The 14,310-nt window shown below is 73.0% G+C and carries 11 protein-coding genes and 1 riboswitch; of the genes, 9 read left to right on the top strand and 2 right to left on the bottom strand.

The features are described 5' to 3' along the window. Window positions 1-29: 29 nt before the first annotated feature. From O7619_RS01120 to O7619_RS01110, 3 genes are all read left to right on the top strand, one after another. Entirely contained in the window at window positions 30-2,900 is a 2,871-nt protein-coding gene (locus O7619_RS01120) for an alpha/beta fold hydrolase (protein ID WP_282285116.1), read from the top strand. Further along, window positions 2,900-3,784, top strand: coding sequence for an ABC transporter permease subunit (locus O7619_RS01115; RefSeq protein WP_282285114.1), 885 nt, complete (start codon window positions 2,900-2,902; stop codon window positions 3,782-3,784). Before O7619_RS01120 ends, O7619_RS01115 begins: the two co-directional genes overlap by 1 nt. A 178-nt stretch (window positions 3,785-3,962) precedes the next feature. Next, window positions 3,963-4,409: a DoxX family protein gene (locus O7619_RS01110; RefSeq protein WP_282285112.1), complete on the top strand. Its 447-nt coding sequence runs from the start codon at window positions 3,963-3,965 to the stop codon at window positions 4,407-4,409. Window positions 4,410-4,649: 240 nt separating this feature from the next. Here O7619_RS01110 and O7619_RS01105 read toward each other — a convergent pair whose 3' ends face one another. Beyond that, entirely contained in the window at window positions 4,650-5,276 is a 627-nt protein-coding gene (locus O7619_RS01105) for a DUF4232 domain-containing protein (protein WP_282285110.1), read from the bottom strand. A 106-nt stretch (window positions 5,277-5,382) separates the two neighbouring features. Next, window positions 5,383-5,516: riboswitch (SAM riboswitch) on the top strand. Window positions 5,517-5,527: 11 nt separating this feature from the next. On the opposite strand from O7619_RS01105, the gene thrC reads away from it, so the two are divergent. From thrC to paaN, 3 genes are all read left to right on the top strand, one after another. Next, window positions 5,528-6,817, top strand: a complete 1,290-nt coding sequence (gene thrC / locus O7619_RS01100; RefSeq protein ID WP_282285109.1) for a threonine synthase — start codon at window positions 5,528-5,530, stop codon at window positions 6,815-6,817. 369 nt (window positions 6,818-7,186) lie between these two features. Then, window positions 7,187-8,206 (top strand): GNAT family N-acetyltransferase, encoded by a 1,020-nt coding sequence (locus tag O7619_RS01095; RefSeq protein WP_282285108.1) that lies wholly within the window; start codon window positions 7,187-7,189, stop codon window positions 8,204-8,206. A gap of 52 nt (window positions 8,207-8,258) precedes the next feature. Beyond that, window positions 8,259-9,932, top strand: a complete 1,674-nt coding sequence (gene paaN / locus O7619_RS01090) for a phenylacetic acid degradation protein PaaN (protein WP_282285106.1) — start codon at window positions 8,259-8,261, stop codon at window positions 9,930-9,932. A gap of 63 nt (window positions 9,933-9,995) precedes the next feature. Here the strand turns inward: paaN and O7619_RS01085 are convergent, their stop codons facing one another. After that, on the bottom strand, window positions 9,996-10,511 hold the full coding sequence (locus tag O7619_RS01085; protein ID WP_282285104.1) for a GNAT family N-acetyltransferase: 516 nt from the start codon (window positions 10,509-10,511) through the stop codon (window positions 9,996-9,998). A gap of 222 nt (window positions 10,512-10,733) precedes the next feature. On the opposite strand from O7619_RS01085, the gene O7619_RS01080 reads away from it, so the two are divergent. From O7619_RS01080 to groL, 3 genes are all read left to right on the top strand, one after another. Further along, a complete protein-coding gene (locus O7619_RS01080; protein WP_281586395.1) occupies window positions 10,734-10,934 on the top strand; it encodes a cold-shock protein in 201 nt (66 codons plus the stop codon). 112 nt (window positions 10,935-11,046) lie between these two features. After that, window positions 11,047-12,387, top strand: a complete 1,341-nt coding sequence (locus tag O7619_RS01075) for a hypothetical protein (RefSeq protein ID WP_282285102.1) — start codon at window positions 11,047-11,049, stop codon at window positions 12,385-12,387. A 274-nt stretch (window positions 12,388-12,661) separates the two neighbouring features. Further along, complete coding sequence (gene groL, locus O7619_RS01070) at window positions 12,662-14,284, top strand: chaperonin GroEL (protein ID WP_282285100.1); 1,623 nt, start codon at window positions 12,662-12,664, stop codon at window positions 14,282-14,284. Window positions 14,285-14,310: the final 26 nt, after the last annotated feature.

Below are 14,310 nucleotides of genomic sequence, written 5' to 3'. Positions count from 1 at the left end.
CTCAGTCGACGGCCCGTACCGTGTGCCACATGAGATCACCGCTGCCCGTCGCACGGGCCTGGCGTGCCCTGTCCGGCCACCCGCGCCGGATCGTCGCCGCCGCGGTGGTGGTCGTCCTGGTCGCCGCCGCGCTGGTCTGGGTGGTCCGGCCGCAGGGTCCGGACTTCCGGACCGAGTCGGCCCTGGTGACCGTCCGCTCGGGACCGGACGGGGACGAGCCGGTCGACCTGGACACCACGCTCTACCTGCCCGACGGCGCCTCCGGCGACAACCGGGTGCCGGCGGTCCTGCTGGCGCACGGCTTCGGTGGCACGAAGGAGTCGGTCCGCTCCGACGCGGAGGACCTGGTCGCCCGGGGTTACGCGGTGCTCACCTGGACCGCCCGCGGGTTCGGCCGCAGCGGCGGCCAGATCCACCTGGACAGCCCCGACTACGAGGTGCGGGACGCGCAGCGGCTGCTGGACCGGCTCGCCGCCCGCCCGGAGATCCGCCTCGACGCCGGGGGAGACCCGCGGGTCGGCGTGGTCGGCGGCTCGTACGGCGGCGGCCTGGCCCTGCTGCTGGCCGCGCAGGACCGCCGGGTCGACGCGATCGTCCCGATGATCACCTGGAACGACCTGTCCCGCGCGTTCCTGCCGGAGAGCACCGGCAAGCCGCCGACCGAGGGCGTGTTCAAGAAGGGGTGGGCCGGGATCTTCTTCGGCGGCGGCGGCAACGCCGGCTCCGGCCCGGCCGGACTGTCCGGCGCCACCGCCGCCGCGCCGGAGGGCGCGCCCGCCTCGGCCGGGCCGGCCAGCCCGCAGCCGGGCGCCGGCCCGGGCAGTAGCTCCGGCCGGGCGCCGGGTGGCGCCGCCGACCCGGCCTGCGGGCGGTTCGCCGCCGACGTCTGCGCCGCGTACCTGCGCATCGCCACCACCGGCCGGGCCGACGCCGCCGCGGTCGAGCTGCTGCGCCGCTCGTCGCCGGCCCCGGCGCTGGACCGGATCAAAGCCCCCACCCTGCTGGTGCAGGGCGAAGCGGACACGCTCTTTCCGCTCACCGAGGCGGACGCCAACGCGCGCGGCATCGCCGCCACCGGCACCCCGGTCCGGGTCGCCTGGTTCACCGGCGGCCACGACGGCGGAGCCGGGCCGACCTCCGACTCCGACCGGGTGAGGTTCCTGACCGCGCAGTGGCTCGACCACTACGTCAAGGGCGAGGGCGCGGCGCCCGGCGACACCTTCACGTTCTCCCGGATCGCCGGGTTCGACGCGCTCGACCGGGGTCTGGTGGCCACCGGCTACCGCACCGACGACTACCCGGGCGTGACCGGGCAGGAGCGCCGCGACGTGGCGCTCACCGGCCCGGCCCAGCCGGTCGCCGTACCGCCCAACGGCAACCCGGCGGCGATCTCCACGATCCCGTTCGCCGGCGCGCTCGGCTCGCTGCTCGACGGCGTGGCCGGTGACATCCCCGGCCAGCACGCGCGCTTCGAGTCGGCGCCGCTCGACGACCCGGTCGACGTGGTGGGCGCACCGACCGTGCGGATCCGGGCCGCCTCGGCGACCGGCGAGGCGGTGCTCTTCGTCAAGCTCTACGACGTCGACCCGCAGGGCGCGGCCACCCTGCCGGACGGCCTGGTCGCGCCGGTGCGGCTGACCGGCCTGCCGGCCAGCCTCGACGCCGCGACGCCGGTCACGGTCACGCTGCCGGCGATCGTCCGCCGGGTCGAGGCCGGGCACCGGCTGCGGCTCGTGGTGGCGACATCGGACCAGGCGTACGCCACGCCGGCCGAACCGGCCGTGCACACCGTGGCGCTCGGCGACGGCCCGCTGGTGCTGCCCACCGTGGACGCCGCGCCGATCCCCACCTCGGCCGCGATCTGGCGCTGGGTGCTTGTCGGCCTGCTTGCCGCGATCGCGGTCGGGCTCGTCGTGGTCGTCCTGCTCGCCCGCCGCCGGCACCGCCGCCAGGACCGTTCCGTGCACCCGGAGTACGCGGGCGTGCCGCTCGCCGTGCGCAACCTGCGCAAGGAGTACGCGGACGGCTTCGTCGCCGTCTCCGAGGTGGACTTCGAGGTGCACCCCGGCCAGGTGGTCGGCCTGCTCGGGCCGAACGGCGCCGGCAAGACCACCACGCTGCGGGTGCTGATGGGGCTGACCCAGCCCACCGCCGGGGAGATCTACGTGTTCGGGCACCGGCTGGTGCCCGGTTCGCCGGTGCTCTCCCGGATCGGCGCGCTCGTCGAGGGGCCGGGCTTCCTGCCGCACCTGTCCGGACTGGACAACCTGAAGGCGTACTGGCGGGCGACCGGGCGACCGTGGGCGGACGCGCACTTCGACGAGGCGCTGGAGATCGCCGGCCTGGGTGACTCGGTGCACCGGCGGACGAAGAAGTACAGCCACGGCATGCGGCAGCGGCTCGCCATCGCCCAGGCCATGCTCGGCCTGCCCGAGCTGCTGGTGCTCGACGAGCCGACGGACGGGCTCGACCCGCCGCAGATCGCCGAGATGCGCCGGGTGCTCCAGCGCTACGCCACGGACGGGCGGGCGGTGCTGGTCTCCAGCCACCTGCTGGCCGAGGTGGAGCAGACCTGCACCCACGCGGTGGTGGTGAACAAGGGACGGATCGTGGCCGCCGGCCCGGTCGGGGAGATCGTCGGCGAGTCGCCGAGCGTGCTGTTCGAGGTGAGCGACCCGGACGCCGCGCGTACCGTGCTCGACCGGCTCGACGGTGTGCGGGTGCTGCCCGACGACGACGGCGGGCTGGTGGTCGACACGAACGGCACCGCACGCCGCGAGGTGGTGGCCGAGCTGGTCCGCGCCGGTATCGGGGTGGACCGGGTGGTGCCCCGGCGTCGCCTGGAGGACGCGTTCCTCGCCCTGGTCGGCGAGAACTCTCGGGGAAGCGGTGACCGGTGATGGCGGGTTCCCAGGTGGCGTCGAAAGGCAGTGGCGGGGCGGCGGTCGGTTACCGGCCGTCGGCCACGCTTCCGTTCGGGGCGGAGTTCCGGCGGCAGGCGTCGCGTCGGCGTACCCAGTTGGCGCTCGGGTTCATGGTGCTGCTGCCGCTGGTCATCCTGATCGCGTTCCAGTTCGACTCCGGGAACGACGACGGCGGCGGGCGGGGCGAGTTCGCCAGCCTGGCCGACCTGGCCACCGCGGGCGGGCTCAACTTCACCCTGTTCTCGATCCTGGTGTCGGCGTCGTTCCTGCTGGTCGTGGTGGTGGCGTTGTTCTTCGGTGACACGGTGGCCAGCGAGGCGAGCTGGGGCAGCCTGCGCTACCTGCTGGCCGTGCCGGTGCCCCGGGCCCGGCTGCTCGCGGTGAAGCTGGTGGTCGCGCTCGCGTACTCCGGGTTGGCGTTGCTGCTGCTCGCGGGCACCGCGCTGCTCGCCGGCACGCTGCGGTACGGCTGGGAGCCGCTGAGCAGTCAGGTCTCCGCCGAGTTGGCCCCGGCCGACGGGTTGCTCCGGTTGCTCGGGGTGCTCGGCTATCTGGCGGTGGTGCTGCTGGTGGTGGCCGGGCTGGCGTTCCTGCTGTCGGTGACCACCGATGCCGCGCTCGGCGCGGTCGGCGGCGCGGTGCTGCTCTGGATCCTGTCCAGCATCCTCGACCAGATCACCGCGCTGGGCGGGCTGCGCGACCTGCTGCCGACCCACTACAGCAGCGCCTGGCTGGGATTGTTGTCCACGCCGACGCAGACCGACGACGTGGTGCGGGGCGCGATCTCGGCGATCGCCTACGCGACGCTGTTCTGGGCGCTCGCCTTCTGGCGGTTCACCCGCAAGGACATCACGAGCTGAGGTGTAAGGCGGGGCCCCCTATTAACGCCTCCGGTAGAGGAGGGGGCCCCGTTTAACGTTTCGCGCCCATATCATGGGAGCGTTCCCACAAGATTGTCCCGCCAGCAAGGAATTGATTAACTTCTATTCCTAAGCGCGCCATCCTGGACGTCGCCCCATCTCGCCCAGGAGGTTTCCCATGGTCCCCACGCAGTTGAAGGGCCCCGTGCTCTCCCTGTTCCGCATCGTCGTCGGCCTGCTCTTCATGTTCCACGGCGCGGCGTCGATCTTCGGCATACTCGGCGGCAACCCGGTCACCGGTGAGGCGATCCCATTCGGCACCTGGCCCGGCTGGTGGGCCGCGCTGATCCAACTGGTCTGCGGCGCGCTGGTGCTCGTCGGCCTGGGCACCCGGCCGGCCGCGCTGCTCGCCTCCGGCTCGATGGCGTACGCGTACTTCGTGGTGCACCAGCCGCACGGCCTGCTGCCCATCCGCAACGGCGGCGAGGCAGCCGCGATGTTCTGCTGGTCGTTCCTGCTGATCGCGGTGCTCGGTCCGGGCACCTGGGCGCTCGACGCCCTGCTGGCCCGCCGCCGCACGGCCGCCGAGACCCCGTCGACCTCGCGCGCCTCCGTCCCCGCCTGAGCCGTACACCGCGACCTTGGTACGGGTTCGCCCCTCGGGGGGGGGCGGACCCGTACCAAGATTCAGCCCGAAGTCGACGGCGAGCGCGTGCCCGAGTGAACGGCGCAGCGACATGGCCAGCGCAAGGCGCATAAGCCGCGAAATTTGGTACGACAACTCCAAGATCTCTTGCACCCCGGCATCCGAGACTGCGTCACCGCCATGTGGGAGCAGTGGCGGGCCGCCAGGGTCAACGTGCCGTCAGAGGGGGTTGTCGGGGGTGACGGCCGAGGACGGCGGGCCGCTCGGCTCGGCCGGTTGCGTCGTCGGCTCGGGGTCGCGGCGCTTCCAGGCGCTGACCCCCAGTCGGCCGGTGGTGCCGAGGTCGATCGGACCGTCCAGCGTGACCGGGTGCGCCGGCCGGCCGGTCACCGGGGCGACGTCGAGCTGCCTGCCCTCGGTCGCCACCACCGTCGCGTCGGTGACGGTGTTGCGCCAGAGCAGCGCCGCGCCGGCCCGCCCGCCGGGGCGCAGCACGACCCGGGTGGGTGAGGCGTCGAAGCCGGAGGTGATCCCGGTGGCGCCGGGGACGATCCGGACCGTGATCGGGTCCCCGTCGGCGTCCCGGAGCCGGACCGCCGGATAGCCGCGCAGCTCGTACGGCTGGTTTCCGCAGTTGACCAGCTCCAGGCCCATGGCCCGCAACCCCATCGCGGCGCTCACCCCGGTTTCGGTGATCCGGATGCCCTCCGGGGTGCACGGCGGGGTAGGCGAGACGGCGGGGGCGGTCGGCTGCGGTGGCGGGTCGACCGGCGTCGGTGCCCGGGTGCACGCCGCCAGCAGCGTCAGCGCCGCGAGAAGGCCGGTACCGGCTGCCACACTCCGCATCCGGCGATCATGCCACCCGCGATCATGCCACCCGCGTGGCCCACACCGTGGGACCCCCGGGTGGCAGCTTCGTGAGCAGCGCATAGACTCGGCGGCACAACTACATACCTCATCCAGAGGGGCTGAGGGATACGGCCCGACGACGCCCCGGCAACCACCCGCCACGCTCGACGACGAGCGACCGCGGGCAGGTGCCAATTCCGTCCCCGCCGCACCCGGCGATGCGGGGAAAGATGAGAGGAACTCTCGACATGACGTCGACGCTTCCCGCCGTCTCCGGCATCGACACCACCCGCAGCCCGGCCCGGGCCCTGGTCTGTCGCGCCTGTTCCGCGCGCTACCCGTTGGCCGCGCAGCACGCCTGCTACGAGTGTTTCGGCCCGCTCGAGGTCGACTACGACACCGCCGCCCTGGCCACCGTCACCCGTGCGCAGATCGAGGCCGGCCCGAACAGCATCTGGCGCTACGCCGCCCTGCTGCCGGCCGGCCAGGACCCGGCCACCCGGGTCACCCTCGACCCGGGCCTGACCCCGCTCGTGGCCGCCGGCAACCTCGCCGCCGAGCTGGGTATCACCGGCCCGCTCTGGGTCAAGGACGACAGCGCCAACCCCACCCACTCGTTCAAGGACCGCGTGGTGTCGGTGGCGCTCACCGCCGCCCGCGCGCTCGGCTTCACCCGCTACGCCTGCGCGTCCACCGGCAACCTGGCCAACTCGGTCGCCGCGCACGCGGCCCGGGCCGGCGTGCCGTCGGTGGTCTTCATCCCCAGTGACCTGGAGCAGGGCAAGGTCGTCACCACCGCGGTCTACGGCGGTGACCTGGTCGCGATCGACGGCTCGTACGACGACGTGAACCGGCTCTGCGGCGAGCTGGTGGAGACCGACGAGTTCGAGGACACCGCGTTCGTCAACGTGAACGTCCGGCCGTTCTACGCCGAGGGCTCCAAGACGCTCGGGTACGAGGTGGCCGAGCAACTCGGCTGGCGCATCCCGGCGCAGGTGGTCATCCCGATGGCCAGCGGTGAGCTGCTCACCAAGATCGACAAGGCGTTCGCCGAGCTGGTCGAGATCGGGCTGGTGGAGGCGCCGGCCGGCGGCTGGAGGGTGTTCGGCGCCCAGTCCGCCGGTTGCAACCCGATCGCCGCCGCGCTGCACGACGACCGCGACACCATCGTCCCGGTCAAGCCGACCGGCATCGCCAAGTCGCTGAACATCGGCGACCCGGCCGCCGGGGTGTACGCGCTGGAGGCGGTCCGCCGCACCGGCGGCTGGATGGAGTACGCCGACGACGACGAGATCCGCGCCGGGATCACGCTGCTGGCCCGGACCACGGGCGTGTTCGCCGAGACCGCGGGCGGCGTGACGGTGGCGGTGCTGCGCAAGCTGGTGGAGTCCGGCAAGCTCGACCCGACCGCCGAGACGGTGGTCTTCAACACCGGCGAGGGCCTGAAGACGCTCGACGCCGTGGCTGCCGCCGCCGGGCCGACGCACCGGATCAAGCCCAGCCTCCGCGCCGCCCGTGACGCCGGTCTCCTCTCCTGACCCACCCGGCAAGGCGTTGATCAAGGACTTCCGCGTCAGCGACAACGACCGATCCGGACGCCAACTCCTCGGTCGACGTGCGGCGGTGGGCGATCCCGGCCGGCGGCGGGCTCGCCCGGGTGGGGGATCGGGGGCGACCAGCGGTGACGGGGGATGTGCGAGGAGTTGCGGAAAACCGTCCCCGAGGACTTGACGGCAGGAACCGGACGGCGCAAGATGCTCGGTGCGGGAGGGCATCCGCCGGAGACTTTTCGAAGTTTTGCGACCCAACGCCGGAGGCGTTGTGCGGACACCCCTCCCGACCAACCTCGGCCGGGGCCAGCGGAAAACCGCTGGCCCCGTCGCCGTTTCCGGCCCAGCATCACCGTCATGGGCCTGACCGTCACCCCGTTCGATCCCGCCGACCGACCCACGCTCGACGCGGCGTACCGGATCGCGGAGGCGGCCCGGACCGTCGACGAGCCGGACCTGCCGCCGACCTGCCGGCGGCGGTTCGAGGCGCTGCTGCGGCACCCGATGCCTGGCATCGAGGGGCGGTGGGTCGTCGCCCGCCTCGACGGGGCGCCCGTCGGCTGGCTCCGGCTGCACCTGCACACGCTTGAGAACACCGACAACGCCAGCGTCGAGCTTGTGGTGCACCCGGCCCACCGGCGGCGCGGGATCGGGCGCGCGCTACACGAGCACGGCGTGCGGCTGTTGCGGGAGAGCGGCGGCAAGCGGCTGGTCGGCTCCACCGCCGCCGCGTTGCCCGGCGAGGAGGGCCGGGAGTTCCCCGGCGCCGCGTTCGCCGCCGCCATGGGCGCGAAGGCGGCGAACGTCGACGTCCGCCGCCGGCTCGACGTGACCGCGCTCGGCCGGCACCGGCTGGCCGCGCTGTCGGCCGACGCCCGCACGGCTGCCACCGGCTACCGGACGGTGCACTGGCGCGACCACGTGCCCGACGGCTACGCCTCGGACGTGGCCCACCTGGAGGGCCGGCTGCTGCTCGACGCACCCATGGGCGAGCTGGAGTGGGAGCAGCAGAAGATGGACGCGCAGCGGAAGCGGGCCGTGGAACGGGCGCTCGACGCCCGGGGCGTGCGCCGCTACAACACCGGCGCGGTGCACGAGGCGTCCGGCCGGCTCGTCGGCTGGAGCCAACTCAGCCTCGACGCCAGCAGCACCGAGCACGCCTGGCAGCAGATCACCATCGTCGACCCCGGCCACCGCGGCCACCGGCTCGGCCTGCTCTGCAAGGCCGCCAACCTGGCGTACGCGCTGGGCCACGAGCCGGCGCTGCGGACCGTCGACACCTGGAACGCCGCCGCCAACGCCCACATGATCGCGATCAACGAACAGCTCGGCTTCCGGCTGGCCGCCGGGTCGGTCGACTGGCAGTTGACCATCTGAGTTGTGACACGCCCCTACTGATCTGGTGCCTTTCTGTTGCATGATGGCGGGCATGACGGAGACCCCGCACCCCCTGTACGACAGGCACGCCGAAACCCTCGACCGGGCGCTGACCGCGATCACGGAACGCGGGTACTGGTCCGCCTACCCCGAGTCGCCCAGCCCGCGGGTGTACGGCGAGACCGCCGCCGCCGACGGCAAGGCCGCCTTCGAGGCGTACCTGGGTGGCGATTTCCCGCTCGACCAGGCCGGTGACGGCACCACCGTCGCCACCGAGGCCAGCCCGTTCGGGGTGGCGCTGGACGTGCGCTACCCGCACGCCGGCGCCGACGAGCTGGTGTCCGCCGCCACCGCCGGGCTGCCGGCCTGGCGCGACGCCGGCCCGAAGGCCCGGGCCGGGGTCTGCCTGGAGATCCTCGACCGGCTCCACCGGAACATCTTCGAGCTGGCCAACGCGGTGCAGTTCACCAGCGGCCAGGCGTTCGTGATGGCGTTCCAGGCCGGCGGCGCGCACGCGCTCGACCGCGCCCTGGAGGCGGTCGCCTACGCGTACGCGGAGATGACCCGCCACCCGGGGACGGCCGGCTGGGAGAAGGCCGCCGGCAAGGGCGACCCGCTGCGGATGACCAAGACGTTCCACGTGGTGCCGCGCGGGGTGGCGCTGGTCATCGGCTGCAACACGTTCCCGACCTGGAACTCGTACCCCGGTTTGTTCGCCTCGCTCGTCACCGGCAACCCGGTGCTGGTGAAGCCGCACCCGCGCGCCGTGCTGCCGCTGGCGATCACCGTGCGGTACGCCCGCCAGGTGCTCGCCGAGGCCGGCTTCGACCCGAACCTGGTGCAACTCGCCCCCGAGGCCGCAGGCGAGAAGCTCGCCTCGACGCTGGCCCTGCACCCGGCTGTCAAGATCGTCGACTTCACCGGCTCCACCGAGTACGGCGACTGGCTGGAGGCGAACGCCCGGCAGGCCGCCGTCTACACCGAGAAGGCCGGCCTGAACACGGTGGTGATCGACTCCACCGACGACTTCGCCGGGCTCTGCCGCAACCTCGGCTTCACGCTCACGCTCTACAGCGGTCAGATGTGCACCACCTCGCAGAACCTGCTGATCCCGCGCGACGGCATCGACACCGACCAGGGGCACAAGAGCTTCGACGAGGTGGCCGCCGGCATCGCCGGCGCGGTCGCCAAGCTGACCGCCGACCCGGCCCGGGGCGTCGAGTTGACCGGCGCGATCGTCAACGACGGCGTGTTGGAGCGCCTCGACGAGATCGCCAAGGTGGGCGAGCCGGTGCTGGAGTCCCGCACCGTCGAGCACCCGTCCTTCCCGGGCGCCGTGGTGCGTACGCCGACCGTGGTCAAGCTGGACGCCGGCGACACCGCGACCTACGGGCGGGAGTGGTTCGGGCCGATCTCGTTCGCCATCGCGACCGACTCGACCGAGCACAGCCTGCGCATCCTGCGCGAGACGGTGGGGGAGAAGGGCGCGTTGACCGCGGCCGTCTACTCCACCGACGAGGCGGTGCTGGACGCGGCCGAGGCGGCGGCGGTCGACGCCGGGGTGCACCTGTCCTGCAACCTGACCGGCGGCGTCTTCGTCAACCAGTCGGCGGCGTTCTCCGATTTCCACGGCTCGGGCGCCAACCCGGCGGCCAACTCCGCCCTGACCGACGGCGCATACGTGGCAAACCGCTTCCGCGTGGTCCAGTCCCGCCGCCACGCATGAAAGGAGGGGCCCCTTCTTAACGTATTCGGTAGAGGAGGGGCCCCCTTTTAACACTCCGCCGGGTCAGGCCGGGCGGCGCATCTGGAGTTCGCGCAGGGCGGGGATGCGCGGGTGCCGGACGCGTACGCCGGTGTCGGTGAAGCCCAGCTTCTGGTAGGCCCGGCAGGCGCGGTCGTTGCCGACCACCACCTCCATCATCAGTTCGGGCCGCCCGCACGCCCGGGACCAGGCCGCCACCTCGTCCACGAGCGCGGCGAGCAGCCCGGTGCCCCGCCGGGCCGGGGTCACGTAGACCGCGTAGACGAGCGTCAGGCCCGGCTCGTCCGGCGCGGCCGTGCCGCCGGCGTGGCCGACCAGGCGGCCACCCGGGTCGGCGACGAACTGGGCGGTGTGGTCGCCCCGGGAGACGGCCGCGACCCGGGCCGCGAAGTCCGCGTGCGGCCGGGCGGCGGCCTCGGCGACGGTCTCCAGGAAGGCCAGCGGGGCGTCGGCAAGCATCTCCAGCCGGAGCGCCCGCATCCGGGCGGCGTCCTCCGGGCGGATCCGGCGGACCGTGGTCGGTGCGGGCGCGCTGGTCATGCCGCATACATACCGGACCGGTCCGGTGACGGCGCCGCCGGGTGCCCGGCGCGGTCCGGAATACGCCCGATTTGTGGTCGTGCGCGGTCGTCACGCCTCGTGTAGCGTGCGATTTCGGTCACCGATTCAGCGGCCGTCGCCGATCGCCGAAACGGTGCGCCGCCGGTTCCGGTCCGCCGGTCTCCGGGTCTTGGGACGCCGCGCAGAGTGAGGAAGTGCACCGTGGCACAGGGCACCGTGAAGTGGTTCAACGCCGAAAAGGGCTACGGCTTCATCGCCGTCGACGGCGGGCAGGACGTCTTCGTCCACTTCTCCGCGATCGAGATGGACGGCTACAAGGCGCTTGAGGACGGCCAGCGGGTCGAGTTCGAGATCGCCCAGGGCCAGAAGGGTCCGCAGGCCGAGCGCGTCCACGTCATCTGATCATCGGCGGTCGCCCTCGCGCGGCCGAACCATCCCCCGACCGGGGCTGCGGTGCGGCCCCGCACCGTGGAAGATCATGAGCCGTTCCAGCCGTCGTCGCTGAGGAGGGCCCATGTCCGAGCTGCCCCCGTCGGGTGCCGAACCGGTGCCCCCGGTCGACCCGACCCGGCCCCCGTCGCCGCCCGCCGACCCGTGGGCCGGCCCGGCCCCCACCGACCCCTGGGCCGGTCCGGCCCCCACCGACCGGCCCGGCTCGTACCCGGCCGATCCACCCCAGCCCGGGTACGGCCCGCCCCCGGGCTCCGCGCCGCAAGGCACCCCGGCCGGGTGGCCCGCGCCGCAAGGCGGCCCGCCCTCGGGCTCCGGGCCGCAGGGCACCCCGCCCGGGTGGCCCGCGCCGCAAGGCACCCCGCCCTCGGGCTTCGCGCCGGACGGCACCCCGCCCGGGTGGCCCGCGCCGCAGGGCGCTTCACCGGGCTGGTCCGCGCCGCCCGGGTGGCACTGGCCGGCGACCGGCGCGCCCGGGTCGGCGTACCCCGGCCATCCGATGCCCGGGGCGGCGTACCCCGCGTTGCCGATGCCCGGCGGTCATCCCGGCTGGTATCCGGGTCTCGACCCGCAGGACCCGCTTGTCACCCCGCCGCACGCGGGCGTGGGGGGTTGGTTCGCGCGGTGTGCCGGCGCGGTCCGGCGGGGCTGGCGGCACCTGGTGCCGATCATGTTGCTCACCCAGGCCGTACCGGCTGCGGTGATCTCCGTCGTCTCGCTGTTCCTCGTCCCCACCGACGAGATGGCGACCGGGCCGGACGGCGCGCCGGTGCTGCCGGACGGCTACCTGGAGCAGACGCTCGCGTTCTACGGCGTGGTGCTGCTGGCCGCCCTGGTCTTCGGCCCGCTCCAGGCCGTCGGCTGGGCCGCCGGCACGTGGGTGGTCGCCCGGCAGGCGGCCGGCGCGCCGGCGGGTCTGGGCGACGCGCTCCGGTACGGGGTGCGCCGCGCGCTCGGTCTCTGGGGCTGGACGATCGTCGCCTCGTTGCTGATCACGTTCGGCCTCTGCTTCTGCCTGCTGCCGGGCGTCTACGCCGGGTTCGCGGTCGCGCTGTTCGGGCCGGTCTACCTGTTCGAGCGGCAGGATCCGATCGGGCGGTCGTGGCGGTTGTTCCACCGGAGCTTCGGCATGGTGCTGGGCCGGGTGGCGCTCGTGGCGTGCGCGCTGCTCGCGGCGACAGTGCTGGACGTCGTGGTGGGCGCGGTGAGCGGCGCGGTGTTCGGGGCCGATCCGACGACCGCGCCGGGCACCACGGTCGGGGCGGCGGCGCTGGCCGTGGTGGGTGCCGCGCTCGCCGCGCCGGCCTACCTGGCACAGCTCGTCGGGCTGGTCGTCGCGTACGCCGAGCAGCGGGCGCAGGAAGGCCCGGTGAACGCGGCCCGGCTGGCGGCGGAACTCGGCTGACCGGCGCTGTCGTGCTTGCACTCGGCTAGGGAGAGTGCTAAACAAGTCATTGGCACTCGCGTACGGTGAGTGCCAATGGTCGGGGCGGTAGGGCCACGGCCGCACCGGTGTCCGCAGGGGCGCCGGAGTGGCACGGGGCCGGTCGTCGCGGGCTGTCCGGCCCGACCGAGGAGGACGTCGTCGTCGCCAGGTGGCGACGTCCCCAAGGTGCGTACACCAGACGGCCCATCCGGGCATCCGGGTGGCCCGTGAGTGTCCAGGAGGACAACGCCGTATGGCCAAGATGATCGCGTTCGACGAAGAGGCGCGCCGCGGCCTCGAGCGGGGCATGAACCAGCTCGCCGACGCCGTGAAGGTGACGCTCGGCCCGAGGGGCCGCAACGTCGTGCTCGAGAAGAAGTGGGGTGCCCCCACCATCACCAACGATGGTGTGAGCATCGCCAAGGAGATCGAGCTCGAGGACCCGTACGAGAAGATCGGCGCCGAGCTGGTCAAGGAGGTCGCGAAGAAGACCGACGACGTTGCCGGTGACGGCACGACGACGGCGACCGTCCTGGCCCAGGCCCTCGTCCGTGAGGGCCTGCGCAACGTGGCCGCCGGCGCCAACCCGATGGCCCTGAAGCGGGGCATCGAGGCCGCCGTGGCCAACGTCTCGGAGGAGCTGCTCAAGCTCGCCAAGGACGTGGAGACCAAGGAGCAGATCGCCTCCACCGCCTCCATCTCCGCCGCTGACCCCAGCGTCGGTGAGATCATCGCCGAGGCGATGGACAAGGTGGGCAAGGAAGGCGTCATCACCGTCGAGGAGAGCAACACCTTCGGCCTGGAGCTTGAGCTCACCGAGGGCATGCGCTTCGACAAGGGCTACATCTCCGCCTACTTCATGACCGACCCGGAGCGTATGGAGGCCGTCTTCGACGACCCGTACATCCTGATCGTCAACAGCAAGATCTCGTCGGTGAAGGACCTGCTCCCGATCCTGGAGAAGGTCATGCAGTCGGGCAAGCCGCTGCTGATCATCGCCGAGGACCTGGAGGGCGAGGCCCTGGCCACCCTGGTGGTCAACAAGGTCCGGGGCACCTTCAAGTCGGTCGCCGTCAAGGCGCCGGGCTTCGGTGACCGCCGCAAGGCCATGCTGACCGACATCGCCATCCTCACCGGTGGCCAGGTCATCAGCGAGGAGGTCGGCCTCAAGCTGGACGCCGTCAACCTCGACATGCTGGGCCACGCCCGCAAGGTCGTGGTGACCAAGGACGAGACCACCATCGTCGACGGCGCCGGCGACGCCGACCAGATCCAGGGTCGGGTCAACCAGATCCGGGCCGAGATCGACAAGAGCGACTCCGACTACGACCGGGAGAAGCTGCAGGAGCGCCTGGCCAAGCTGGCCGGCGGTGTTGCGGTGATCAAGGTCGGCGCGGCCACCGAGGTCGAGCTGAAGGAGCGCAAGCACCGCATCGAGGACGCCGTCCGCAACGCGAAGGCCGCCGTCGAGGAGGGCATCGTCCCGGGTGGTGGCGTCGCGCTGGTGCAGGCCGGCAAGACCGCCTTCGACAAGCTGGACCTGGCCGGCGACGAGGCGACCGGCGCGCAGATCGTCAAGATCGCGCTGGACGCCCCGCTGCGGCAGATCGCCGTCAACGCCGGCCTCGAGGGTGGCGTCGTCGTCGAGCGGGTGCGCAACCTCGACCCGGGTCACGGCCTCAACGCCGCGTCCGGCGAGTACGTGGACCTGCTGGCCGCCGGCATCATCGACCCGGCCAAGGTGACCCGTTCCGCGCTGCAGAACGCCGCCTCGATCGCCGCGCTGTTCCTCACCACCGAGGCCGTCGTGGCGGACAAGCCGGAGAAGACCCCGGCCGCCCCGGCTGGCCCGGGTGGCGGGGAGATGGACTTCTGAGCCCAGCTCCACCAGTTACGCCGAGA

Origin of the sequence: Micromonospora sp. WMMD998, assembly GCF_029581235.1 — a bacterium.
GTDB lineage: Bacteria > Actinomycetota > Actinomycetes > Mycobacteriales > Micromonosporaceae > Micromonospora.
The sequence above is the reverse complement of the archived record's forward strand: the minus strand, read 5'-3'. Positions and strand labels throughout refer to the sequence as shown.